The organism is Escherichia sp. E4742 (genome assembly GCF_005843885.1).
GTDB lineage: Bacteria > Pseudomonadota > Gammaproteobacteria > Enterobacterales > Enterobacteriaceae > Escherichia.
On the sequence record NZ_CP040443.1, the window covers coordinates 3,165,071 to 3,188,905 of the forward strand.

Annotated in this window: 25 protein-coding genes; 16 read left to right on the forward strand and 9 right to left on the reverse strand. The window is 52.1% G+C overall.

Annotated elements, in window-relative coordinates; translation table 11 throughout:
• Positions 1–9 precede the first annotated feature (9 nt).
• From bamA to tilS, 12 genes are all read left to right on the forward strand, one after another.
• Positions 10–2,442: an outer membrane protein assembly factor BamA gene (gene bamA / locus FEM44_RS15365; RefSeq protein WP_130217324.1), complete on the forward strand. Its 2,433-nt coding sequence runs from the start codon at positions 10–12 to the stop codon at positions 2,440–2,442.
• A gap of 121 nt (positions 2,443–2,563) precedes the next feature.
• Positions 2,564–3,049 (forward strand): molecular chaperone Skp, encoded by a 486-nt coding sequence (gene skp, locus FEM44_RS15370; RefSeq protein WP_000758958.1) that lies wholly within the window; start codon positions 2,564–2,566, stop codon positions 3,047–3,049.
• Positions 3,050–3,052: 3 nt separating this feature from the next.
• Positions 3,053–4,078, forward strand: a complete 1,026-nt coding sequence (gene lpxD / locus FEM44_RS15375) for a UDP-3-O-(3-hydroxymyristoyl)glucosamine N-acyltransferase (protein WP_064524990.1) — start codon at positions 3,053–3,055, stop codon at positions 4,076–4,078.
• A 104-nt stretch (positions 4,079–4,182) separates the two neighbouring features.
• Positions 4,183–4,638 (forward strand): 3-hydroxyacyl-ACP dehydratase FabZ, encoded by a 456-nt coding sequence (gene fabZ / locus FEM44_RS15380; RefSeq protein ID WP_000210739.1) that lies wholly within the window; start codon positions 4,183–4,185, stop codon positions 4,636–4,638.
• A 3-nt stretch (positions 4,639–4,641) separates the two neighbouring features.
• Positions 4,642–5,430 carry an acyl-ACP--UDP-N-acetylglucosamine O-acyltransferase gene (lpxA, locus tag FEM44_RS15385; RefSeq protein WP_000565979.1) on the forward strand — a complete coding sequence of 263 codons (789 nt, stop codon included), beginning with the start codon at positions 4,642–4,644 and terminating at the stop codon, positions 5,428–5,430.
• Complete coding sequence (lpxB, locus tag FEM44_RS15390) at positions 5,430–6,578, forward strand: lipid-A-disaccharide synthase (RefSeq protein WP_130221597.1); 1,149 nt, start codon at positions 5,430–5,432, stop codon at positions 6,576–6,578. The genes lpxA and lpxB overlap by 1 nt, the downstream gene beginning before the upstream one ends.
• Positions 6,575–7,171 carry a ribonuclease HII gene (gene rnhB, locus FEM44_RS15395; RefSeq protein ID WP_130221596.1) on the forward strand — a complete coding sequence of 199 codons (597 nt, stop codon included), beginning with the start codon at positions 6,575–6,577 and terminating at the stop codon, positions 7,169–7,171. Before lpxB ends, rnhB begins: the two co-directional genes overlap by 4 nt.
• Before the next feature lie 36 nt (positions 7,172–7,207).
• A complete protein-coding gene (gene dnaE, locus FEM44_RS15400) occupies positions 7,208–10,690 on the forward strand; it encodes a DNA polymerase III subunit alpha (RefSeq protein ID WP_138159068.1) in 3,483 nt (1,160 codons plus the stop codon).
• 12 nt (positions 10,691–10,702) lie between these two features.
• Positions 10,703–11,662: an acetyl-CoA carboxylase carboxyl transferase subunit alpha gene (gene accA / locus FEM44_RS15405; protein WP_000055741.1), complete on the forward strand. Its 960-nt coding sequence runs from the start codon at positions 10,703–10,705 to the stop codon at positions 11,660–11,662.
• 222 nt (positions 11,663–11,884) lie between these two features.
• Positions 11,885–12,139, forward strand: coding sequence for a DUF4282 domain-containing protein (locus FEM44_RS15410; RefSeq protein WP_000644312.1), 255 nt, complete (start codon positions 11,885–11,887; stop codon positions 12,137–12,139).
• A 164-nt stretch (positions 12,140–12,303) separates the two neighbouring features.
• Positions 12,304–12,693 (forward strand): VOC family protein, encoded by a 390-nt coding sequence (locus tag FEM44_RS15415; protein ID WP_135523815.1) that lies wholly within the window; start codon positions 12,304–12,306, stop codon positions 12,691–12,693.
• A gap of 64 nt (positions 12,694–12,757) precedes the next feature.
• Complete coding sequence (gene tilS / locus FEM44_RS15420; protein WP_135523816.1) at positions 12,758–14,053, forward strand: tRNA lysidine(34) synthetase TilS; 1,296 nt, start codon at positions 12,758–12,760, stop codon at positions 14,051–14,053.
• 52 nt (positions 14,054–14,105) lie between these two features.
• Here tilS and rof read toward each other — a convergent pair whose 3' ends face one another.
• Positions 14,106–14,366, reverse strand: a complete 261-nt coding sequence (rof, locus tag FEM44_RS15425) for a Rho-binding antiterminator (protein ID WP_000062312.1) — start codon at positions 14,364–14,366, stop codon at positions 14,106–14,108.
• Positions 14,353–14,553, reverse strand: coding sequence for a YaeP family protein (locus FEM44_RS15430; protein ID WP_000417058.1), 201 nt, complete (start codon positions 14,551–14,553; stop codon positions 14,353–14,355). Before FEM44_RS15430 ends, rof begins: the two co-directional genes overlap by 14 nt.
• A 165-nt stretch (positions 14,554–14,718) precedes the next feature.
• On the opposite strand from FEM44_RS15430, the gene FEM44_RS15435 reads away from it, so the two are divergent.
• From FEM44_RS15435 to nlpE, 3 genes are read left to right on the forward strand one after another with little or no spacing between them, the layout of a single operon-like run.
• Positions 14,719–15,264 (forward strand): YaeQ family protein, encoded by a 546-nt coding sequence (locus tag FEM44_RS15435; protein ID WP_001185282.1) that lies wholly within the window; start codon positions 14,719–14,721, stop codon positions 15,262–15,264.
• Complete coding sequence (gene arfB, locus FEM44_RS15440) at positions 15,261–15,683, forward strand: alternative ribosome rescue aminoacyl-tRNA hydrolase ArfB (protein ID WP_000635553.1); 423 nt, start codon at positions 15,261–15,263, stop codon at positions 15,681–15,683. Before FEM44_RS15435 ends, arfB begins: the two co-directional genes overlap by 4 nt.
• A 13-nt stretch (positions 15,684–15,696) precedes the next feature.
• The gene (nlpE, locus tag FEM44_RS15445) at positions 15,697–16,407 is read left to right on the forward strand and encodes an envelope stress response activation lipoprotein NlpE (RefSeq protein ID WP_135523817.1); all 711 of its coding nucleotides are present in this window, start codon (positions 15,697–15,699) and stop codon (positions 16,405–16,407) included.
• Positions 16,408–16,562: 155 nt separating this feature from the next.
• On the opposite strand, the gene FEM44_RS15450 is transcribed toward nlpE, so the two are convergent.
• The 7 genes from FEM44_RS15450 to metN all read right to left on the reverse strand — a co-directional run bounded on the left by FEM44_RS15450 (position 16,563) and on the right by metN (position 23,027).
• A complete protein-coding gene (locus FEM44_RS15450; protein WP_135523818.1) occupies positions 16,563–17,387 on the reverse strand; it encodes a YaeF family permuted papain-like enzyme in 825 nt (274 codons plus the stop codon).
• 52 nt (positions 17,388–17,439) lie between these two features.
• Positions 17,440–19,158: a proline--tRNA ligase gene (gene proS, locus FEM44_RS15455; protein WP_001260707.1), complete on the reverse strand. Its 1,719-nt coding sequence runs from the start codon at positions 19,156–19,158 to the stop codon at positions 17,440–17,442.
• Positions 19,159–19,268: 110 nt separating this feature from the next.
• Positions 19,269–19,976: a tRNA (N6-threonylcarbamoyladenosine(37)-N6)-methyltransferase TrmO gene (gene tsaA, locus FEM44_RS15460; protein ID WP_130205048.1), complete on the reverse strand. Its 708-nt coding sequence runs from the start codon at positions 19,974–19,976 to the stop codon at positions 19,269–19,271.
• Positions 19,973–20,377, reverse strand: a complete 405-nt coding sequence (gene rcsF / locus FEM44_RS15465) for an Rcs stress response system protein RcsF (RefSeq protein WP_001202329.1) — start codon at positions 20,375–20,377, stop codon at positions 19,973–19,975. Before rcsF ends, tsaA begins: the two co-directional genes overlap by 4 nt.
• A gap of 117 nt (positions 20,378–20,494) precedes the next feature.
• Positions 20,495–21,310, reverse strand: coding sequence for a methionine ABC transporter substrate-binding lipoprotein MetQ (gene metQ / locus FEM44_RS15470; protein WP_000874226.1), 816 nt, complete (start codon positions 21,308–21,310; stop codon positions 20,495–20,497).
• A gap of 39 nt (positions 21,311–21,349) precedes the next feature.
• Positions 21,350–22,003, reverse strand: coding sequence for a methionine ABC transporter permease MetI (locus tag FEM44_RS15475; RefSeq protein ID WP_001294600.1), 654 nt, complete (start codon positions 22,001–22,003; stop codon positions 21,350–21,352).
• Positions 21,996–23,027: a methionine ABC transporter ATP-binding protein MetN gene (gene metN / locus FEM44_RS15480; protein WP_000593990.1), complete on the reverse strand. Its 1,032-nt coding sequence runs from the start codon at positions 23,025–23,027 to the stop codon at positions 21,996–21,998. Before metN ends, FEM44_RS15475 begins: the two co-directional genes overlap by 8 nt.
• Before the next feature lie 186 nt (positions 23,028–23,213).
• On the opposite strand from metN, the gene gmhB reads away from it, so the two are divergent.
• Positions 23,214–23,786, forward strand: coding sequence for a D-glycero-beta-D-manno-heptose 1,7-bisphosphate 7-phosphatase (gmhB, locus tag FEM44_RS15485; protein WP_130260765.1), 573 nt, complete (start codon positions 23,214–23,216; stop codon positions 23,784–23,786).
• Positions 23,787–23,835 lie beyond the last annotated feature (49 nt).

Below are 23,835 nucleotides of genomic sequence, written 5' to 3' on the forward strand. Positions count from 1 at the left end.
ATAATAACGATGGCGATGAAAAAGTTGCTCATAGCGTCGCTGCTGTTTAGCAGCGCCACCGTATACGGTGCTGAAGGGTTCGTAGTGAAAGACATTCATTTCGAAGGCCTTCAGCGTGTCGCCGTTGGTGCGGCCCTCCTCAGTATGCCGGTGCGCACAGGCGACACGGTTAATGATGAAGATATCAGTAATACCATTCGCGCTCTGTTTGCTACCGGCAACTTTGAGGATGTTCGCGTCCTTCGTGATGGTGATACCCTTCTGGTTCAGGTAAAAGAACGTCCGACGATTGCCAGCATCACTTTCTCCGGTAACAAATCGGTGAAAGATGACATGCTGAAGCAAAACCTCGAGGCTTCTGGCGTGCGAGTGGGGGAATCCCTCGATCGCACTACCATTGCCGATATCGAGAAAGGTCTGGAAGACTTCTACTACAGCGTCGGTAAATACAGCGCCAGCGTAAAAGCTGTCGTGACCCCACTGCCGCGTAACCGTGTTGACCTAAAACTGGTGTTCCAGGAAGGTGTGTCAGCTGAAATCCAGCAAATCAACATTGTTGGTAATCATGCTTTCACCACCGACGAACTGATCTCTCATTTCCAGCTGCGTGACGAAGTGCCGTGGTGGAACGTGGTAGGCGATCGTAAATATCAGAAACAGAAACTGGCGGGCGACCTTGAAACCCTGCGCAGCTACTATCTGGATCGCGGTTATGCCCGTTTCAACATCGACTCTACCCAGGTCAGTCTGACTCCAGATAAAAAAGGTATCTACGTCACGGTAAACATCACCGAAGGCGATCAGTACAAACTCTCTGGCGTTGAAGTGAGCGGCAACCTTGCCGGGCACTCTGCTGAAATTGAGCAGTTGACTAAGATCGAGCCGGGTGAGCTGTATAACGGCACCAAAGTGACCAAAATGGAAGATGACATTAAAAAACTTCTCGGTCGCTACGGTTATGCCTATCCGCGCGTGCAGTCGATGCCTGAAATCAACGACGCCGACAAAACCGTTAAATTACGTGTGAACGTTGATGCGGGTAACCGTTTCTACGTACGTAAGATCCGTTTTGAAGGTAACGACACCTCGAAAGATGCCGTCCTGCGCCGAGAAATGCGCCAGATGGAAGGTGCCTGGTTAGGCAGCGATCTGGTCGATCAGGGTAAAGAGCGTCTGAATCGTCTGGGCTTCTTTGAAACGGTTGATACCGATACCCAACGTGTTCCGGGTAGCCCGGACCAGGTTGACGTGGTCTACAAGGTAAAAGAGCGCAACACCGGTAGCTTCAACTTTGGTATTGGTTACGGTACTGAAAGTGGTGTGAGCTTCCAGGCTGGCGTGCAGCAGGATAACTGGTTAGGTACCGGTTATGCTGTTGGAATCAACGGTACCAAAAACGATTACCAGACCTATGCTGAATTGTCGGTAACCAACCCGTACTTCACTGTAGATGGTGTAAGCCTTGGCGGTCGAGTCTTCTATAATGACTTCCAGGCAGATGACGCTGACCTGTCCGACTATACCAACAAGAGTTATGGTACAGACGTGACGTTGGGCTTCCCGATCAACGAATATAACTCGCTGCGTGCAGGTCTGGGTTATGTCCATAACTCCCTGTCCAACATGCAGCCGCAGGTTGCGATGTGGCGTTATCTCTACTCTATGGGTGAACATCCAAACACCTCTGATCAGGATAACAGCTTCAAAACGGACGACTTCACGTTTAACTATGGTTGGACCTATAACAAGCTCGACCGTGGTTATTTCCCGACGGATGGTTCCCGTGTCAACCTGACCGGTAAAGTGACCATTCCGGGATCGGATAACGAATACTATAAAGTGACGTTAGATACGGCGACCTATGTGCCGATCGACGACGATCACAAATGGGTTGTTCTGGGACGTACTCGCTGGGGCTACGGTGATGGTTTAGGCGGCAAAGAAATGCCGTTCTATGAAAACTTCTATGCCGGTGGTTCCAGCACTGTGCGTGGCTTCCAGTCCAATACCATCGGTCCGAAAGCGGTTTACTTCCCGCATCAGGCCAGTGATTATGATCCGGACTACGATTATGAATGTGCAACTCAGGACGGTGCAACCGACCTGTGTAAATCGGATGATGCAATTGGGGGGAACGCTATGGCGGTTGCCAGCCTGGAACTCATCACTCCGACGCCGTTTATTAGCGACAAGTATGCCAACTCGGTCCGTACCTCCTTCTTCTGGGATATGGGTACCGTTTGGGATACTAACTGGGATTCAAGTCAGTACTCTGGATATCCAGACTATAGTGATCCAAGCAATATCCGTATGTCTGCGGGTATCGCATTACAATGGATGTCCCCATTGGGGCCGTTGGTGTTCTCCTACGCCCAGCCGTTCAAAAAGTACGATGGAGACAAGGCTGAACAGTTCCAGTTTAACATTGGTAAAACCTGGTAAGTGTTCTCCACAAAGGAATGTAGTGGTAGTGTAGCGATGACTTTAGGCGATCTCGATAGGATCGCCGGGCCACGCAAAGAACTGCACCTTCCGGTGCAAATGGGATGGTAAGGAGTTTATTGTGAAAAAGTGGTTATTAGCGGCAGGTCTCGGTTTAGCACTGGCAACTTCTGCTCAGGCGGCTGACAAAATTGCAATCGTCAATATGGGCAGCCTGTTTCAGCAGGTAGCACAGAAAACCGGTGTTTCTAACACGCTGGAAAATGAGTTCAAAGGCCGTGCCAGCGAACTGCAGCGTATGGAAACTGATCTGCAAGCTAAAATGAAAAAGCTGCAGTCCATGAAAGCCGGCAGCGATCGCACTAAGCTGGAAAAAGACGTGATGGCTCAGCGCCAGACTTTTGCTCAGAAAGCGCAGGCTTTTGAGCAGGATCGCGCACGTCGTTCCAACGAAGAACGCGGTAAACTGGTTACTCGTATCCAGACTGCTGTGAAATCCGTTGCCAGCAGCCAGAGCATCGATCTGGTTGTTGACGCAAACGCCGTTGCTTACAACAGCAGCGATGTAAAAGACATCACTGCTGACGTACTGAAACAGGTTAAATAAGTAATGCCTTCAATTCGACTGGCTGATTTAGCGCAGCAGTTGGATGCAGAACTACACGGTGATGGCGATATCGTCATCACCGGCGTTGCGTCCATGCAATCTGCACAAACAGGTCACATCACGTTCATGGTTAATCCTAAATACCGTGAACATTTAGGCTTGTGCCAGGCGTCTGCGGTTGTCATGACCCAGGACGATCTCCCTTTCGCGAAAAGTGCCGCGCTGGTAGTGAAGAATCCCTACCTGACTTACGCGCGCATGGCGCAAATTTTAGATACCACGCCACAGCCCGCGCAAAACATTGCACCGAGTGCAGTGATCGACGCGACGGCGAAGCTGGGTAACAACGTATCAATTGGCGCTAACGCGGTGATTGAGTCCGGCGTTGAACTGGGCGATAACGTGGTTATCGGCGCCGGTTGCTTCGTTGGTAAAAACAGCAAAATCGGTGCAGGTTCGCGTCTTTGGGCGAACGTGACGATTTACCATGAGATCCAGATAGGTCAGAATTGCCTGATCCAATCCGGAACGGTGGTAGGTGCAGACGGCTTTGGCTATGCCAACGATCGTGGTAACTGGGTGAAGATCCCGCAGATTGGTCGCGTGATTATTGGCGATCGCGTGGAGATCGGCGCATGTACCACCATCGATCGCGGCGCGCTGGATGACACCGTTATTGGCAATGGCGTGATCATTGATAACCAGTGCCAGATTGCACATAACGTCGTGATTGGCGACAATACGGCGGTTGCCGGTGGCGTCATTATGGCGGGCAGCCTGAAAATTGGTCGTTACTGCATGATCGGCGGTGCCAGCGTAATCAACGGGCATATGGAAATATGCGATAAAGTGACGGTTACGGGCATGGGTATGGTGATGCGTCCCATCACTGAACCAGGCGTCTATTCCTCAGGCATTCCGCTGCAACCCAACAAAGTCTGGCGCAAAACCGCTGCATTGGTGATGAACATTGATGACATGAGCAAGCGTCTGAAGTCGCTTGAGCGCAAGGTTAATCAACAAGACTAACGTTCCATCTTTTGTTCGCCAAACTTTACGGCCTGTCTCATTCTTACGATTGCGGCAGGCCGTGTTATTATTGTCGTTTCTTATATTTTGACAGGAAGAGTATCTTGACTACTAACACTCATACTCTGCAGATTGAAGAGATTTTAGAACTTCTGCCGCACCGTTTCCCGTTCTTACTGGTGGATCGCGTGCTGGATTTTGAAGAAGGTCGTTTTCTGCGCGCAGTAAAAAATGTCTCTGTCAATGAGCCATTCTTCCAGGGCCATTTCCCTGGAAAACCGATTTTCCCGGGTGTGCTGATTCTGGAAGCTATGGCACAGGCAACAGGTATTCTGGCGTTTAAAAGCGTAGGAAAACTGGAACCGGGTGAGCTGTACTACTTCGCCGGTATTGACGAAGCGCGCTTCAAGCGCCCGGTCGTGCCAGGCGATCAAATGATCATGGAAGTCACTTTCGAAAAAACGCGCCGTGGCCTGACCCGTTTTAAAGGGGTTGCTTTGGTCGACGGTAAAGTAGTTTGCGAAGCAACGATGATGTGTGCTCGTAGCCGGGAGGCCTGATACGTGATTGATAAATCCGCCTTTGTGCATCCAACCGCCATTGTGGAAGAGGGCGCGTCGATTGGCGCCAACGTCCACATTGGTCCTTTTTGTATCGTTGGACCCCATGTCGAAATTGGTGAGGGTACCGTACTGAAATCTCACGTTGTCGTGAATGGTCATACTAAAATCGGCCGCGACAATGAGATTTATCAGTTCGCCTCCATCGGTGAAGTTAACCAGGATCTGAAATATGCTGGCGAACCGACCCGCGTGGAAATCGGCGATCGTAACCGCATTCGCGAAAGCGTCACCATTCATCGTGGCACAGTCCAGGGCGGTGGATTGACGAAGGTGGGCAGCGACAACTTACTGATGATCAACGCGCACATTGCGCACGATTGTACGGTAGGTAACCGCTGTATTCTCGCCAACAACGCAACGCTGGCGGGTCACGTATCGGTAGACGACTTCGCGATTATCGGCGGCATGACCGCAGTCCATCAGTTCTGCATCATTGGTGCGCACGTGATGGTAGGCGGTTGCTCTGGTGTGGCGCAGGACGTCCCTCCTTATGTCATTGCGCAGGGTAACCACGCAACGCCGTTCGGTGTCAATATCGAAGGGCTGAAGCGCCGCGGATTCAGCCGCGAGGCGATTACCGCTATCCGCAATGCGTATAAGCTGATTTATCGCAGCGGTAAAACGCTCGATGAAGTGAAACCGGAAATTGCCGAACTTGCGGAAACGTATCCGGAAGTAAAAGCCTTTACCGATTTCTTTGCACGCTCAACGCGCGGTCTGATTCGTTAATGACTGAACAGCGTCCATTAACGATTGCCCTGGTCGCCGGAGAAACCTCCGGCGATATCCTGGGGGCCGGTTTAATCCGTGCTCTGAAAGAACGTGTGCCCAATGCCCGCTTTGTTGGTGTTGCCGGGCCACGAATGCAAGCCGAAGGTTGCGAAGCCTGGTACGAAATGGAAGAGCTGGCGGTGATGGGCATTGTTGAAGTGCTCGGGCGTCTGCGTCGCTTACTGCATATTCGTGCCGATCTGACAAAGCGTTTTGGCGAACTGAAGCCAGATGTTTTTGTCGGTATTGATGCGCCTGACTTCAATATTACCCTTGAAGGTAACCTTAAAAAGCAGGGTATCAAAACCATTCATTATGTCAGTCCGTCCGTCTGGGCGTGGCGACAGAAACGCGTTTTCAAAATAGGCAGAGCCACTGATCTGGTGCTCGCATTTCTGCCTTTCGAAAAAGCGTTTTATGACAAATATAACGTGCCGTGCCGTTTTATCGGTCACACCATGGCTGATGCCATGCCGTTAGATCCAGATAAAAACGCCGCGCGTGATGTGCTGGGGATCCCTCACGATGCCCACTGTCTGGCATTGTTGCCGGGAAGCCGTGGCGCGGAAGTGGAGATGCTTAGCGCCGATTTCCTGAAAACGGCCCAGCTTTTGCGCCAGACGTACCCTGATCTGGAGATCGTGGTGCCGCTGGTAAATGCCAAACGCCGCGAGCAGTTTGAACGCATCAAAGCTGAAGTCGCGCCAGACCTTTCGGTTCATATGCTGGATGGAATGGGCCGTGAGGCGATGGTCGCCAGCGATGCGGCGCTATTGGCGTCGGGTACGGCTGCACTGGAGTGCATGCTGGCGAAATGCCCGATGGTGGTGGGGTATCGCATGAAGCCTTTCACCTTCTGGCTGGCGAAGCGGCTGGTGAAAACCGATTATGTCTCGCTGCCAAACCTGCTGGCGGGCAGAGAGTTAGTTAAAGAATTATTGCAGGAAGAGTGTGAGCCGCAAAAACTGGCTGAGTCGCTGTTACCGCTGTTGGCGAACGGGAAAACCAGCCACGCGATGCACGACACCTTCCGCGAGCTGCATCAGCAGATCCGCTGCAATGCCGATGAGCAGGCGGCACAAGCCGTTCTGGAGTTAGCACAATGATCGAATTTGTCTATCCGCACACGAATCTGGTTGCAGGTGTGGATGAAGTTGGGCGCGGGCCGTTGGTTGGCGCGGTCGTTACCGCTGCCGTGATCCTCGATCCGGCGCGCCCGATTGTCGGGTTGAATGATTCCAAAAAGCTAAGTGAAAAACGTCGTCTTGCGCTCTGTGAAGAGATCAAAGAGAAAGCGTTAAGCTGGAGCCTGGGCCGCGCGGAACCTCATGAAATCGACGAACTGAATATTTTACACGCGACCATGCTGGCGATGCAGCGTGCCGTCGCTGGGCTGCATATTGCGCCGGAATATGTGTTGGTTGATGGTAACCGCTGCCCGAAATTACCGATGCCGTCGATGGCAGTGGTGAAAGGCGATAGCCGCGTACCGGAAATCAGTGCTGCGTCTATCCTGGCGAAAGTGACGCGCGACGCCGAAATGGCGGCGCTGGATATTGTTTTCCCGCAATATGGTTTTGCCCAACACAAAGGGTATCCAACCGCTTTTCATCTGGAAAAACTGGCTGAATATGGCGCGACTGAACATCATCGTCGCAGCTTTGGGCCTGTCAAACGCGCACTGGGACTTGCGTCCTGATTCTTGTGTCGAGATTAAGTAAACCGGAATCTGAAGATGTCTGAACCACGTTTCGTACACCTGCGGGTGCACAGCGACTACTCGATGATCGATGGCCTGGCCAAAACCGCGCCGCTGGTAAAAAAGGCGGCGGCGTTGGGTATGCCTGCGCTGGCGATCACCGATTTCACCAACCTTTGCGGTCTGGTGAAGTTCTACGGAGCGGGACATGGCGCAGGGATTAAGCCCATCGTCGGGGCGGATTTTAATGTCCAGTGCGACTTGTTGGGTGATGAGTTAACCCACCTGACGGTGCTGGCGGCGAACAATACTGGCTATCAGAATCTGACGTTGCTGATTTCAAAAGCGTATCAGCGCGGTTACGGTGCCGCCGGACCGCTCATCGATCGCGACTGGCTTATCGAATTAAACGAAGGGCTGATCCTTCTTTCCGGCGGGCGCATGGGCGACGTCGGACGCAGTCTTTTGCGTGGTAACAGCGCGCTGGTAGATGAGTGTGTCGCGTTTTATGAAGAACACTTCCCGGATCGCTATTTTCTCGAGCTGATCCGCACCGGAAGGCCGGACGAAGAAAGCTATTTGCACGCGGCGGTGGAACTGGCGGAAGCGCGCGGTTTGCCTGTCGTAGCGACCAACGACGTGCGCTTTATCGACAGCAGCGACTTTGATGCACACGAAATCCGCGTCGCGATCCATGACGGCTTTACCCTCGACGATCCCAAACGCCCACGTAACTATTCGCCGCAGCAATATATGCGTAGCGAAGAGGAAATGTGCGAGCTATTTGCCGACATCCCCGAAGCCCTTGCCAACACCGTTGAGATCGCCAAACGCTGTAACGTAACTGTGCGTCTTGGTGAATACTTCCTGCCGCAGTTCCCGACCGGGGACATGAGCACCGAAGATTATCTGGTCAAGCGTGCAAAAGAGGGCCTGGAAGAGCGTCTGGCATTTTTATTCCCTGACGAAGAAGAACGTGTTAAGCGCCGCCCGGAATATGACGAGCGTCTGGAGACTGAACTTCAGGTTATCAACCAGATGGGCTTCCCGGGCTACTTCCTCATCGTTATGGAATTTATCCAGTGGTCGAAAGATAACGGCGTACCAGTAGGGCCAGGCCGTGGCTCCGGTGCGGGTTCACTGGTGGCCTACGCGCTGAAAATCACCGACCTCGATCCGCTGGAATTTGACCTGCTGTTCGAACGTTTCCTTAACCCGGAACGTGTCTCCATGCCTGACTTCGACGTTGACTTCTGTATGGAGAAACGCGATCAGGTGATCGAACACGTGGCAGACATGTACGGTCGTGATGCGGTATCGCAGATCATCACCTTCGGTACGATGGCGGCGAAAGCGGTGATCCGCGACGTAGGCCGCGTGCTGGGGCATCCGTACGGCTTTGTCGACCGTATCTCGAAACTGATCCCGCCCGATCCGGGGATGACGCTGGCGAAAGCGTTTGAAGCCGAGCCGCAGCTGCCTGAAATCTACGAAGCGGATGAAGAAGTTAAGGCGCTGATCGACATGGCGCGCAAACTAGAAGGGGTCACCCGTAACGCCGGTAAGCACGCCGGTGGGGTGGTTATCGCGCCGACAAAAATTACTGATTTTGCGCCGCTTTACTGCGATGAAGAGGGCAAACATCCGGTCACCCAGTTTGATAAAAGCGACGTTGAATACGCCGGGCTAGTGAAGTTCGACTTCCTTGGTTTGCGTACGCTCACCATCATCAACTGGGCGCTGGAGATGATCAACAAGCGGCGGGCGAAGAATGGCGAGCCGCCGCTGGATATCGCCGCGATCCCGCTGGATGACAAGAAAAGCTTCGACATGCTGCAACGCTCGGAAACCACGGCGGTATTCCAGCTTGAATCGCGCGGCATGAAGGACCTGATCAAGCGTCTGCAACCTGACTGCTTTGAAGATATGATAGCCCTGGTGGCACTGTTCCGCCCCGGCCCGTTGCAATCAGGGATGGTGGATAACTTTATCGACCGTAAACATGGTCGCGAAGAGATTTCCTACCCGGACGTGCAGTGGCAGCATGAAAGCCTGAAACCGGTACTGGAGCCAACCTACGGCATTATCCTGTATCAGGAACAGGTCATGCAGATTGCCCAGGTGCTTTCTGGTTATACCCTCGGTGGCGCGGATATGCTGCGTCGTGCGATGGGTAAGAAAAAGCCGGAAGAGATGGCTAAGCAGCGTTCTGTATTTGCTGAAGGTGCAGAAAAGAACGGGATCAACGCCGAACTGGCGATGAAAATCTTCGATCTGGTGGAGAAATTCGCCGGTTACGGATTTAACAAATCGCACTCTGCGGCCTATGCTTTGGTGTCATATCAAACGTTATGGCTGAAAGCGCACTATCCGGCAGAGTTTATGGCGGCGGTAATGACCGCCGATATGGATAATACCGAGAAGGTGGTGGGCCTGGTGGATGAGTGCTGGCGGATGGGGCTGAAAATCCTGCCACCAGATATAAACTCCGGTCTTTACCATTTCCACGTCAACGACGACGGCGAAATCGTGTATGGTATTGGCGCGATCAAAGGGGTAGGTGAAGGTCCGATTGAGGCCATCATCGAAGCCCGTAATAAAGGCGGCTACTTCCGCGAACTGTTTGATCTCTGCGCCCGAACCGACACCAAAAAGTTAAACCGGCGAGTGCTGGAAAAACTGATCATGTCCGGGGCGTTTGACCGTCTTGGACCACACCGCGCGGCGCTGATGAACTCGCTGGGCGATGCGTTAAAAGCGGCAGATCAACACGCGAAAGCGGAAGCCATCGGTCAGGCCGATATGTTTGGTGTGCTGGCCGAAGAGCCGGAACAAATTGAACAATCCTACGCCAGCTGCCAACCGTGGCCGGAGCAGGTGGTGTTAGATGGGGAACGTGAAACGTTAGGTCTGTACCTGACGGGACACCCTATCAACCAGTATTTAAAAGAGATTGAGCGTTATGTCGGAGGCGTAAGGCTGAAAGACATGCACCCGACAGAACGTGGTAAAGTCACCACGGCTGCGGGGCTCGTTGTTGCTGCGCGGGTTATGGTCACCAAGCGCGGCAATCGTATCGGTATCTGCACGCTGGATGACCGTTCCGGGCGCCTGGAAGTGATGTTGTTTACTGACGCCCTGGATAAATACCAGCAATTGCTGGAAAAAGACCGCATACTTATCGTCAGCGGACAGGTCAGCTTTGATGACTTCAGCGGTGGGCTTAAAATGACCGCTCGCGAAGTGATGGATATTGACGAAGCCCGGGAAAAATATGCTCGCGGGCTTGCTATCTCGCTGACGGACAGGCAAATTGATGACCAGCTTTTAAACCGACTCCGTCAGTCTCTGGAACCCCACCGCTCTGGGACAATTCCAGTACATCTCTACTATCAGAGGGCGGATGCACGCGCGCGGTTGCGTTTTGGCGCGACGTGGCGTGTCTCTCCGAGCGATCGTTTATTAAACGATCTCCGTGGCCTCATTGGTTCGGAGCAGGTGGAACTGGAGTTTGACTAATACAGGAATACTATGAGTCTGAATTTCCTTGATTTTGAACAGCCGATTGCAGAGCTGGAAGCGAAAATCGATTCTCTGACTGCGGTTAGCCGTCAGGATGAGAAACTGGATATTAACATCGATGAAGAAGTGCATCGTCTGCGTGAAAAAAGCGTAGAACTGACGCGTAAAATCTTCGCCGATCTCGGTGCATGGCAGATTGCGCAACTGGCACGCCATCCACAGCGTCCTTATACCCTGGATTACGTTCGCCTGGCATTTGATGAGTTTGACGAACTGGCTGGCGACCGCGCGTATGCAGACGATAAAGCTATCGTCGGTGGTATCGCCCGTCTCGATGGTCGTCCGGTGATGATCATTGGTCATCAAAAAGGTCGTGAAACCAAAGAAAAAATTCGCCGTAACTTTGGTATGCCAGCGCCAGAAGGTTACCGCAAAGCACTGCGTCTGATGCAAATGGCTGAACGCTTTAAGATGCCAATCATCACCTTTATCGACACCCCGGGGGCTTATCCTGGCGTGGGCGCAGAAGAGCGTGGTCAGTCTGAAGCCATTGCACGCAACCTGCGTGAAATGTCTCGCCTCGGCGTACCGGTAGTTTGTACAGTTATCGGTGAAGGTGGTTCTGGCGGCGCGCTGGCGATTGGTGTGGGCGATAAAGTGAATATGCTGCAATACAGCACCTATTCCGTTATCTCGCCGGAAGGTTGCGCGTCCATTCTGTGGAAGAGCGCCGACAAAGCGCCGCTGGCGGCTGAAGCGATGGGTATCATCGCTCCGCGTTTGAAAGAACTGAAACTGATCGACTCCATCATCCCGGAACCGCTGGGCGGCGCTCACCGTAACCCGGAAGCGATGGCGGCGTCTTTGAAAGCGCAACTGCTGGCGGATCTGGCCGATCTCGACGTGTTAAGCACTGAAGATTTAAAAAATCGTCGTTATCAGCGCCTGATGAGCTACGGCTACGCGTAATCAGCAAATATTCTGAAAAGGGTCACTTCGGTGGCCTTTTTTTGTATGTGGTTTATTTAGTCATATTATAAATACATTTAGATAATCTTACTTTCGTTTTCTCCTGCCATAAAATTCTTGAACTCATGTTGATAACTCCGATTTCGGAGGCATATACCAATATACACACTGGTCATAAATAATATAAATTTATCAATCTCATAGAATTTTTAAGGATAAAATATGAAAGCAATTTTAGGATTTGATCATCTTCTTATGCCGCGTGTTCTGGTGTTTTTTTACTGGCTGGCTATGGTGTTGACACTGATAGGTGGTGTCTTCTCCATATTTAGCGGAAACATTATCTTAGGGGTAGCTTATACCGTCATTGGTCTTATAAGCTGTCGTATGACTTTCGAATTAATTATGATAGCGTTTAAGAATAACGAATATTTGCGCCGCATTGCCGAGAGTGTTAGCAAGAATAGCGCAGAGTAATCTCCCGCAAAGCGCTTCACCAAACCGCATCTCAACCGCTATTACAGGCGTTTGAGATGTTGTTTTAAAGTCAGTGTAAATGTCTGATTCATCTTTCCTGTAATTTGTGCGTATTATCAATATATAGCGATGCACGTGCGGATCATATCAATGCAGGAGATTCTATGTTGGGTTTAAAACAGGTTCACCATATTGCGATTATTGCGACGGATTATGCGGTGAGCAAAGCGTTTTACTGCGACATCCTCGGCTTCACGCTGCAAAGCGAAGTCTATCGCGAAGAGCGAGATTCGTGGAAAGGGGATTTGGCACTTAACGGGCAGTACGTGATTGAGCTTTTCTCATTTCCGTTCCCGCCGGAACGACCCAGCCGACCGGAAGCTTGCGGCCTGCGCCATCTGGCTTTTAGCGTTGATGATATCGATACGGCAGTGGCGCACCTGGAAAGCAATAACGTGAAATGTGAAGCGATACGTGTCGATCCATACACGCAAAAACGCTTCACGTTCTTTAACGACCCTGACGGACTGCCGCTGGAACTGTATGAGCAGTAAGGCTTGTCATTACTGCATTTGCCCGGTAACGTGCCGGGCATCGCTACTGTAAAATCGCGCTATCATGACACTCACACTGAATACACAACTTCTCACCTCACGCCAGATTCTGGCGGCCTTTAGCGGCGGCCTTGATTCTACGGTGTTACTGCATCAACTGGTGCAGTGGCGGGCGGAAAATCCGGGCGTCGCTTTGCGCGCTATCCATGTGCATCACGGTTTAAGTGCCAATGCTGATGCCTGGGTGCAACATTGTGAAAATATCTGCCAGCAATGGCAGGTGCCGCTGGTGGTCGAGCGAGTACAGCTTGCGCAAGAGGGGTTAGGCATTGAGGCCCAGGCGCGGCAGGCGCGTTATCAGGCATTTGCCCGCACCCTGTTGCCTGGTGAAGTACTGGTCACAGCACAACATCTTGACGATCAATGTGAAACCTTTCTGCTGGCGCTTAAACGCGGTAGCGGCCCTGCCGGGCTTTCGGCTATGGGGGAAGTCTCGGAGTTTGCCGGAACGCGGCTTATCCGCCCGTTACTCGCTCGCACGCGTGGGGAACTGGCGCAGTGGGCGCTGGCGCATGGTTTACGCTGGATTGAAGACGAAAGTAATCAGGACGACTCATACGATCGTAACTTTCTGCGCCTGCGCGTAGTGCCGTTATTGCAGCAGCGTTGGCCGCATTTTGCCGAAGCGACGGCCCGTAGTGCCGCACTTTGCGCCGAACAAGAGAGCCTGCTGGATGAACTGCTGGCGGATGATTTAGCGCACTGCCAAACGCCGCAAAGGACGCTGCAGATTGCGCCAATGCTGGCGATGAGTGATGCCCGTCGCGCGGCGATTATCCGCCGCTGGCTGGCAGGGCTGAATGCACCAATGCCTTCCCGCGACGCGCTGGAGAGGATCTGGCAGGAAGTGGCGCTGGCGCGGGAAGATGCTTCCCCCTGTTTACGTTTGGGCGCGTTTGAAATCCGCCGCTATCAGTCGCAACTGTGGTGGATTAAATCCGTCGCCGGGCAAAGCGAAACCATTGTGCCGTGGCAGGCGTGGCAACAGCCGCTGGAATTACCGGCGGGGCTGGGAAGTGTACAGCTTACTGCGGGAGACGATATTCGCCCTCCGCGTGCAGACGAAGCAGTCAGCGTGCGTTTCAAAGCGCCAGGATTGCTGCATATTGTCGGGCGCAACGGCGGACGTAAGCTGAAGAAAATCTGGCAAGAGCTGGGCGTGCCGCCGTGGCTACGTGACACCACGCCACTGCTGTTTTATGGCGAAACGCTGATTGCGGCGGCAGGGGTATTTGTGACGCAAGAAGGTGTGGCTGAAGATGAGAATGGCGTAAATTTTGTCTGGCAGAGAAACGCTTAGTTAAGTGAAAGCCGGATAAGACGCTTCAAACGTCGCATCCGGCGAAAGTCAATCAGGATTCGCTCACCACCACCGTACCGATTTCCGGGTGGCTAAAGCTGGTAATTTTATCCAGACGTAGCTCGCGGGTTTCGCCAGCGGCCTCGACGACCAGATATTCCACATTTTTGCGGGAGACTAAATCGCTGGCCTTTGCCTGCAATTTTTCGCCATCTTTCAGCTCAAGTGTCAGCATTAAATGATGCTGGCAGGCGAGCTCAAGATTATCGTAATCATCACAATTGATTGGTTGATACGTATCATTCATTGACATAATCGCTCACCAGTAAGTTTGCCGCAGCGTATGCTGCTTTTTCCCTGACAGCCTCAGAAAGGGCGTCGTCGGCAGCCATTTCATTCAGCACTTTCAAAACGCAGCCCAGCGCGTCCGGAACGTATCCTAAGTCTCCGCTGGCGATTTCCGCGTACCGCTTGCGTATTAACTCACAATATTTTTCCACATGCCCTCCTGTCAGCACTCTGACTTAACCGTGGATGCAAGTCTAAGCCTACGAAGATAAACTCTGTTTCGCAAGGTGACTATACCACACTCATTTCTGCAATATCAGCGCCGCAACCGCACGTATTCCGTTACAATGGCCTCCTGATTCGAAAGGAGTTTTCTTATGGCGCTTAAAGCGACAATTTATAAAGCGACGGTTAATGTGGCCGATCTCGACCGCAACCAGTTTCTCGATGCCTCTCTGACGCTGGCGCGCCATCCTTCAGAAACCCAGGAGCGCATGATGCTGCGCCTGCTGGCGTGGCTGAAATATGCTGATGAACGTCTGCAATTTACCCGAGGTTTGTGTGCCGATGATGAGCCGGAAGCGTGGCTGCGTAACGATCACCTGGGCATTGATTTGTGGATTGAACTGGGGCTGCCGGATGAGCGACGGATTAAGAAAGCCTGCACTCAGGCCGCAGAGGTGGCGCTGTTTGCCTATAATAGTCGGGCGGCGCAAATCTGGTGGCAGCAAAATCAGAGCAAATGTGCGCAGTTTGCCAATCTTTCCGTCTGGTATCTGGACGACGAGCAGCTGGCGAAAGTGAGCGCCTTTGCCGATCGTACCATGACGCTGCAGGCAACGATTCAGGATGGCGTGATCTGGTTATCGGATGATAAGAATAATCTGGAAGTGAACTTAACCGCCTGGCAACAACCTTCATGATTGTGATTTCCCGACATGTTGCTATCCCCGATGGCGAGCTTGAGATCACTGCTATTCGTGCACAGGGCGCGGGTGGGCAGCATGTCAATAAGACCTCAACGGCCATTCATCTGCGTTTTGACATTCGGGCGTCCAGCCTGCCAGAGTATTACAAAGAGCGCCTGCTCGCCGCCAGCCATCATTTAATCAGCAGCGATGGCGTGATTGTCATTAAGGCGCAGGAATACCGTAGTCAGGAGCTCAACCGCGAAGCGGCGCTGGCCCGGTTGGTGACAGTGATTAAAGAATTAACAACAGAACAAAAAGCCCGACGACCCACGCGGCCCACCCGCGCATCAAAAGAGCGCAGGCTGGCATCGAAAGCACAAAAATCAAGCGTGAAGGCGATGCGCGGCAAAGTGCGCAGCGGTCGGGAGTAAAAAGAAGGAATGGATGGTGAGAAAAGCGATAGTGACAGCGATGGCTGTAATCAGCCTCTTTACTCTGATGGGATGTAACAATCGGGCCGAAGTCGATACGCTTTCTCCGGCGCAGGCTGCCGAATTGAAACCGATGCCGCAAAGTTGGCGCGGCGTGCTGCCGTGTGCCGATTGCGAAGGGATCGAAACCTCTCTGTACCTCGAAAAAGATGGAACCTGGGTGATGAACGAACGCTATCTTGGCGCTCGTGAAGAGCCTTCATCCTTTGCCTCCTACGGTACATGGGCGCGAACTGCCGACAAGCTGGTATTAACCGACAGCAAAGGTGAAAAGTCATATTATCGAGCGAAAGGGGATGCACTGGAGATGCTCGATCGTGAAGGTAATCCCATTGAATCGCAGTTCAACTACACGCTGGAACCGGCAAAATCGAGCATGCCAATGACGCCGATGACCCTGCGTGGCATGTATTTCTATATGGCTGATGCGGCGACCTTTACTGATTGCGCGACCGGAAAACGTTTTATGGTGGCGAATAACGCAGAGCTGGAGCGTGGCTACCTGGCTGCGCGGGGTAACAGTGAAAAACCGGTGTTACTGTCAGTTGAAGGTCACTTTACGCTGGAGGCTAATCCGGATACCGGTGCGCCGACCAAAGTATTAGCGCCCGATACGGCGGGTAAATTTTACCCGAACCATGATTGCAGTAGTTTGGGGCAGTAATCCGTCTTGAGACTGAAACAACCGAAAAATTGCCTGATGCGCTGCGCTTATCAGGCCTACAGCATACAATGCAATATTTTGAATTAGCACGATTTTATAGGCCGGATAAGGCGTTCACGCCGCATCCGGCATTTTGTGCTCGAGGCTGGATTTTATCACCTGGTCAGCCCAACAAAGCGGCCCGCCTTGATATAAATCCCTGGCTTCAGGTGCCCAACATACTGTAACTGCGTTTCTGGCTTAAACGCAGAGACATCGCCAGTACGCATATGCATCAGATCGGCAGGGCTAATCCAGCCTGATTGCGCCAGCGTAAGCGGATGCCCGGCTTTGGCAAATGCATCCGTGACAAATTCCGAACAAAACCACGACTTTTTGTCTCCATCGCCAACGTTACTTAACTGCGCTTTCGCCAGGCCGCTGACGCACTGTTGGCGAAAATCTGCGGAAAAAGGATTCAGTGAGCACATCTGGCGGGTCACCATAAATGGAATGAACTCGACAATGCCGCGATAGTTATACCCGCTATCTTTGATTTGGTTGGCGAACGCGGTGATTTCTGTGGCTTGTTGCGGGGTAAGGTCCGGGACTCGTAAAACGAAAAGCTTATCACTGTGCTTCATTGCTTTTTTCAGGGAAACAATCTGGACGCCAGCGCCTGTCGCTTCTGCAACGTTACTATCTCCCAAATAGATTGCAACGTGACTCACAGAGGAAGTGCTGAAGACGCGGATACCAAATGAGGTAACCCCAAGGCTTGAGGAGAACAGCAAATCGCCGGATTTGAGGTCAGGTTCCGTTATTTCAGTTATTGCTTGTTCGGTGAAGGAGCTTTGATGCTGGAATTTGACAGCCCATGTTTTCGCCTCGGCATCTACCGCTGTGGCTGATGAGTCTGGCTGGCTGATATCAACGGTACAGGCCGAAAGTAAAAGAAAGCAGGGGAGAAGCAGGCGGCAGTACGCCTTTGGTTTATCCATTTTATACAATCCATGTAAAAAAGGGTCCTGAAATTCAGGACCCTTTCTGGCATCAGCCTTTAATCTGTTTCACCAGATAATCGACGATGTCACCGGTCTTAATTAACTGTTTCTCGCCGTTACGACGATATTTGTATTCGATATCGTCGTTGTCGAGGTTACGGTCGCCCAGCACGATAGTGTGCGGAATACCGATCAGTTCCATATCAGCAAACATCACGCCCGGACGCTCTTTGCGGTCATCCAGCAGCACTTCGATGCCCTGTGCACGCAATTCGCTGTACAGTTTCTCAGCCAGTTCCTGTACGCGGAAGGATTTGTGCATGTTCATCGGCAGAATCGCCACCTGGAACGGTGCAATCGCGTCAGGCCATACGATGCCGCGTTCGTCGTAGTTCTGCTCAATTGCCGCAGCTACTACACGCGTTACCCCGATACCGTAGCAACCCATCGTCAGGATTTGGTTACGGCCATCTTCACCCTGTACGGAGGCTTTCAGTGCTTCGGAGTACTTAGTACCCAGCTGGAAGATGTGACCGACTTCGATACCACGTTTAATCAGCAGCGTACCCTGACCATCCGGGCTTGGATCGCCAGCCACCACGTTACGGATATCCGCAATTTCTGGGGTAGCGACATCGCGATCCCAGTTGATACCGAAGTAGTGTTTACCATCGATGTTAGCACCAGCAGCGAAATCACTCATCGCCGCAACGGTACGGTCAATCACCACCGGAATCGGCATGTTTACCGGACCCAGTGAACCCGGACCGGCTTTAACCACGGCACGAATTTCTTCTTCAGTCGCAAAAGTCAGCGGGCTTGCAACCTGCGGCAGTTTTTCTGCTTTAACCTCATTCAGCTCGTGGTCACCGCGCACCAGCAGCGCAACCAGCGGGAAGCTGCTGCCTTCAACCGCTTTAACCAGCAAAGTCTTAACCGTTTTCTCAATCGGCAGATTGAACTGTTCAACGAGTTCAGCGATGGTTTTCGCGTTCGGCGTATCAACCAGCGTCATCTCCTGGGTAGCAGCAGCGCGCGGTTCTTTCGGCGCGATAGCTTCTGCCAGTTCAATGTTCGCTGCATAGTCAGAGGTGTCGGAGAAGACCACATCGTCTTCACCGCTCTGCGCCAGCACCTGGAATTCGTGAGAGGCGCTGCCGCCGATAGAACCAGTGTCGGCCTGTACGGCGCGGAAATCCAGCCCCATGCGGCTGAAGATTTTGCTGTAGGCCGCATACATTGCATCGTAGGTTTCCTGCAGGGATTCCTGAGAAGTATGGAAAGAGTAAGCATCTTTCATCAGGAATTCGCGGGAACGCATGACGCCGAAACGCGGACGCACTTCGTCGCGGAACTTGGTCTGGATCTGATAGAAGTTCAGCGGCAGCTGTTTGTAAGAGCTAAGCTCGTTACGAATCAGGTCAGTGATAACTTCTTCATGAGTTGGGCCGAGTACGAACGGACGCTCGCCACGGTCAACAAAACGCAGCAGTTCCGGACCGTACTGTTCCCAACGACCACTCTCTTGCCACAAATCGGCTGGCTGAACCACCGGCATCGACACCTCGATCGCACCGGCGTTGTTCATCTCTTCACGCACGATGTTTTCGACTTTTTTCAGAACGCGCACGCCGGTCGGCAGCCAGGTATATAACCCGGAGGCCAGCTTGCGGATCATCCCGGCGCGCAGCATCAGCTGATGGCTGATCACCTCGGCGTCGGCTGGTGTCTCCTTGAGAGTGGAGAGCAGGTATTGGCTAGTACGCATGTTGTTACGGTTCCAGTTGGAAGGTAGAACAGGCTCAAGGCGAGCCTGGGACAAAAAAAGTGATTTAGTTTACCAGTGCAAAAGAAATGTCAAAAGAGAAGGGCGTGAATTTAACGCGGTTCCAGCGCAAAGACTTCAAAACCTGCGTCGGTGACGCGCCAGCGAACGTTAAAATCATGCAGCCAGACGGCATAGGTTTTACCCGTTTCCTCACCTTTACGATAGGCCGGGCGCGGGTCCTGCGCCAGTACTTCGCGGATAAACAGCGTTAACTGCGGATAACGCTTCTCCAGCGTCAAAAGCTGCTTTTCGACCTCTGCGGTAAAACTCACCGCCATTTCTGCCGCTGGCGCATTTTGCGCATAGCTGGCGCTGGCATCGGGAAGAGATTCGGCAAAGGGGAGATACGGTTTGATATCCACCACCGGCGTACCATCGACCAGATCCAGACTGCCGAGCTTCAGAATCACGCTGTCTTTATGGCAAACAACCTCTTTCAGCTCTACCAGCGACATACCAATCGGGTTAGGGCGGAAAGTGGAGCGCGTAGCGAAAACACCCATTCTGGCATTGCCGCCAAGACGAGGCGGACGCACAGTCGGACGCCAGCCGCCTTCCATCGTTTGATGAAAGACGAAAAGGATCCATAAATGGCTGAATGCTTCCAGGCCGCGAACGGCGTCGGCCTGGTTGTAGGGAGCAATGAGATGCAGTTCGCCGTTGGCGCTTTTTACCAGACCTGGCTGGCGCGGAACGGCGAATTTTTCTTTATAGGGCGAGCGAATAACGCCTATTTGCTCGAACTGGAAACTGCTCATTTCGCCGTAATGTTAAGCGCAGAACCGATACATACAGCCTGACGATAGCAGCCTGGCGTACCGCTGGTGACTTCGCAGCTATGCAGTAATACCGCATTGGCTTTCATTTTCGAGGCGTTGATTTGCATCCGCTTACGTGCGGTTGGAATGCTCGGCGGAGAGTCCTGATTAGAGGCCTGGCAAGAGTCGCCACTGACTTCACCGAGATCGCGGAACGGTTTGCCGACTAATTCTTCTGCATTGGTATAAATTCGGACCGGCGTGGCGCGCGGCGCTTTCGGTTTTGCAGGCTCCGCTTTCGGCTGGGGTGCAGTGCTTTGAACGGGTTCGACAGGGGATCTGCTTAACATGGAACAGCCGCTTAGCATGAGTGCTACTAAACAGATCGGTAAAGCACGCATAGTATTTCCTCAATGTATGATCAAAACGTCAATATTGAATCAGGCGCTTATAAAAATGACAAGACGGGCAAGCGCCCGTCCTGAATGATATTACAAATTGTGGAAACAGCCTAAAAATTACCAGCCTTTAACAGCGCCGCCGTTAAACACTTTGTTTGCTGCTTCGTAAACTTCGTCAGACTGATAAGCCTGGACGAATTTCTTCACGTTCTCGGCGTCTTTGTTATCTTCACGCGTCACGATCAGGTTTACGTACGGGGACTCTTTATCTTCGACAAAGATACCGTCTTTCGCCGGAGTCAGGCCAATCTGGCTGGCATAGGTGGTGTTGATAACTGCCAGAGCGATTTGCGCGTCGTCCAGAGAACGCGGCAGTTGCGGTGCTTCCAGCTCAACAATTTTCAGATTTTTTGGGTTCTCAACAACATCAAGAACGGTCGGCAGCAGGCCAACGCCATCTTTCAGTTTGATCAAGCCCACTTTTTGCAGCAGCAGCAGAGAACGGCCAAGGTTAGTTGGGTCGTTTGGCACGGCAACCTGCGAACCATCCTGCAATTCATCCAGTGATTTGATCTTCTTGGAGTAGCCAGCAATTGGATAAACAAAAGTGTTGCCTACTGCGACCAGTTTGTAGCCACGATCTTTCAGTTGCTGATCAAGGTACGGTTTATGCTGGAAGGCGTTGGCGTCGATATCGCCTTTGCTCAATGCTTCGTTTGGCAGAACATAGTCGTTGAAGGTTACCAGCTCAACGTCCAGACCATATTTGTCTTTCGCAACTTTCTGCGCGACTTCTGCAACCTGCTGTTCGGCACCAACAATCACGCCGACTTTAATGTGGTTTGGATCTTTTTCATCCTGACCGCAGCCTACCAGTGCCAGTGATCCAATCAGGGCTCCCACTGCCGCAAAGGTTTTGAATTTGAACGCCATACCTTATTCCTTCTTCAATTATTTATGTTGTGTTGAACGTTACTTGCGAGTGACAGCCCGGACGATGCGGTCGCCTGCGAACTGAATTAAATAAACCAGAATGACCAGCAATACCAGTACCGTATTCATCACCGTCGCGTTGTAGCCGATGTAGCCATACTGATAGCCAATCTGACCTAAACCACCGGCACCGACTGCACCACCCATCGCGGAATAACCGACCAGGGTAATCAGGGTGATAGTCGCAGCATTCACCAGACCCGGCAATGCCTCCGGTAACAACACTTTGCGCACGATCTGCATCGGCGTGGCACCCATTGCGCGGGAAGCTTCAATTAACCCGGTTGGGATCTCCAGAAGAGCGTTCTCGACCATACGGGCAATAAACGGTGCTGCACCAACGGTTAACGGAACAATCGCTGCCTGCAAACCAATCGATGTACCGACAATAACGCGGGTAAACGGAATCATCCATACCAGCAATATAATGAACGGGATGGAACGGAAAATGTTCACAATCGCAGAAACGGTACGATACAGCTTCGCGTTAGCAATAATTTGCCCCGGACGAGTAACATAAAGCAGGACGCCAACCGGCAAACCAATCACAAACCCAAAAAAACCGGATACGAAGGTCATTGCCAGCGTTTCCCATACGCCACGAACCAGCAGCCACATCATCGGCTCAGACATAACCCAGTACCTCTACTTTTACATGGTGTTCTTGCAGCCAGGCAATGGCGGCTTGCGTATCTTGTTGTGTGCCGTGCATTTCAGTCAGCATGATGCCGAACTTAACGCCACCGGCGTAATCCATCTGCGCGCTAATAATGTTGTTATTAACGTTGAAACGACGCGCGGTTTCAGAAAGCAGCGGGGCATCGACCGACTGACCGGTAAACTCCAGACGCAGCATCGGCACGCAGTCAGTGAACGGCTCCGCTTGCAGACGTTCCTGATAATCTTCCGGGATATCCAGATGCAGAGTCGACTGAATAAATTTTTGCGCCAGCGGCGTTTTCGGATGCGAGAACACTTCACTTACCTTGTCTTGCTCGATCAGTTCGCCATTGCTGATGACTGCCACGCAATCACAAATGCGCTTCACAACGTCCATTTCGTGAGTGATCAACAGAATCGTCAAACCCAGACGGCGGTTGATGTCTTTCAGCAGTTCGAGAATAGAACGTGTGGTTGCCGGATCCAGCGCGCTGGTGGCTTCATCACACAACAACACTTTGGGATTGCTGGCTAACGCACGGGCAATCGCCACACGCTGTTTCTGCCCACCGGAAAGGTTAGACGGGTAGCTATCATGCTTATCGCCAAGACCAACCAATGACAGCAATTCGGTCACGCGACGTTTGATCTCGTCTTTCGGCGTGTTATCCAGCTCCAGCGGCAGCGCCACGTTGCCAAAAACAGTACGCGAAGAGAGCAGGTTAAAATGCTGGAAAATCATACCAATCTGGCGGCGAGCTTTGGTTAACTCGGATTCTGACAGCGTGGTCAGTTCCTGGCCATCGACCAGCACGCTACCCTCGGTTGGGCGCTCCAGCAGGTTTACACAACGTATAAGCGTACTCTTACCCGCGCCTGAGGCACCGATAACGCCATAAATTTGTCCAGCTGGCACATGCAGGCTGACGTTGTTCAACGCCTGGATGGTGCGGGTGCCCTGGTGGAACACTTTGGTGATATTCGAAAGTTTTATCATTGATTATTTATTATCGTCATTAAGTTAGTCGTGGCATTTCGAATGCCTGAAACGGGCAACCCGTCAATGAAATGGATGTTAAGGCATCCAGACGTCTAAATCAATCAGGTTTATGCGAAGAGCACTTTCTTGCTGGTCGAAACATGCGATACTAGCGTCACATGCCTTATTAAGGAGCTATAAAAGGTGGCGAAGAGCGTACCCGCAATTTTTCTTGACCGTGATGGCACCATTAATGTTGATCACGGCTATGTCCATGAGATCGACAACTTTGAATTTATCGACGGTGTTATTGACGCCATGCGCGAGCTAAAAAAAATGGGCTTCGCGCTGGTGGTAGTAACCAACCAGTCTGGCATTGCTCGCGGTAAATTTACTGAAGCACAGTTTGAAACGCTGACCGAGTGGATGGACTGGTCGCTGGCGGACCGCGATGTCGATCTGGATGGTATCTATTATTGCCCGCATCATCCGCAGGGTAGTGTTGAAGAGTTTCGCCAGGTCTGCGACTGCCGCAAACCACATCCGGGGATGCTTTTGTCGGCACGCGATTATTTGCATATTGATATGGCCGCTTCTTATATGGTGGGCGATAAATTAGAAGATATGCAGGCAGCGGCTGCGGCGAACGTGGGAACAAAAGTGCTGGTGCGTACGGGTAAACCTATTACCCCTGAAGCAGAAACGGCGGCGGATTGGGTGTTAAATAGCCTGGCAGACCTGCCGCAAGCGATAAAAAAGCAGCAAAAATCGGCATAATGACTAAAAGATGAGCGGTTGAAATAAAAATGCATTTTTCCGCTTGTCT

Coding starts and splice junctions, on each gene's coding strand:
- bamA (WP_130217324.1), top strand. CDS start 10: ATGGCGATGAAAAAGTTGCTCATAGCGTCGCTGCTGTTTAGCAGCGCC.
- lpxD (WP_064524990.1), top strand. CDS start 3,053: ATGCCTTCAATTCGACTGGCTGATTTAGCGCAGCAGTTGGATGCAGAA.
- lpxB (WP_130221597.1), top strand. CDS start 5,430: ATGACTGAACAGCGTCCATTAACGATTGCCCTGGTCGCCGGAGAAACC.
- rnhB (WP_130221596.1), top strand. CDS start 6,575: ATGATCGAATTTGTCTATCCGCACACGAATCTGGTTGCAGGTGTGGAT.
- dnaE (WP_138159068.1), top strand. CDS start 7,208: ATGTCTGAACCACGTTTCGTACACCTGCGGGTGCACAGCGACTACTCG.
- accA (WP_000055741.1), top strand. CDS start 10,703: ATGAGTCTGAATTTCCTTGATTTTGAACAGCCGATTGCAGAGCTGGAA.
- FEM44_RS15410 (WP_000644312.1), top strand. CDS start 11,885: ATGAAAGCAATTTTAGGATTTGATCATCTTCTTATGCCGCGTGTTCTG.
- FEM44_RS15415 (WP_135523815.1), top strand. CDS start 12,304: ATGTTGGGTTTAAAACAGGTTCACCATATTGCGATTATTGCGACGGAT.
- tilS (WP_135523816.1), top strand. CDS start 12,758: ATGACACTCACACTGAATACACAACTTCTCACCTCACGCCAGATTCTG.
- rof (WP_000062312.1), bottom strand. CDS start 14,366: ATGTCAATGAATGATACGTATCAACCAATCAATTGTGATGATTACGAT.
- FEM44_RS15435 (WP_001185282.1), top strand. CDS start 14,719: ATGGCGCTTAAAGCGACAATTTATAAAGCGACGGTTAATGTGGCCGAT.
- arfB (WP_000635553.1), top strand. CDS start 15,261: ATGATTGTGATTTCCCGACATGTTGCTATCCCCGATGGCGAGCTTGAG.
- nlpE (WP_135523817.1), top strand. CDS start 15,697: ATGGTGAGAAAAGCGATAGTGACAGCGATGGCTGTAATCAGCCTCTTT.
- FEM44_RS15450 (WP_135523818.1), bottom strand. CDS start 17,387: ATGGATAAACCAAAGGCGTACTGCCGCCTGCTTCTCCCCTGCTTTCTT.
- proS (WP_001260707.1), bottom strand. CDS start 19,158: ATGCGTACTAGCCAATACCTGCTCTCCACTCTCAAGGAGACACCAGCC.
- tsaA (WP_130205048.1), bottom strand. CDS start 19,976: ATGAGCAGTTTCCAGTTCGAGCAAATAGGCGTTATTCGCTCGCCCTAT.
- rcsF (WP_001202329.1), bottom strand. CDS start 20,377: ATGCGTGCTTTACCGATCTGTTTAGTAGCACTCATGCTAAGCGGCTGT.
- metQ (WP_000874226.1), bottom strand. CDS start 21,310: ATGGCGTTCAAATTCAAAACCTTTGCGGCAGTGGGAGCCCTGATTGGA.
- FEM44_RS15475 (WP_001294600.1), bottom strand. CDS start 22,003: ATGTCTGAGCCGATGATGTGGCTGCTGGTTCGTGGCGTATGGGAAACG.
- metN (WP_000593990.1), bottom strand. CDS start 23,027: ATGATAAAACTTTCGAATATCACCAAAGTGTTCCACCAGGGCACCCGC.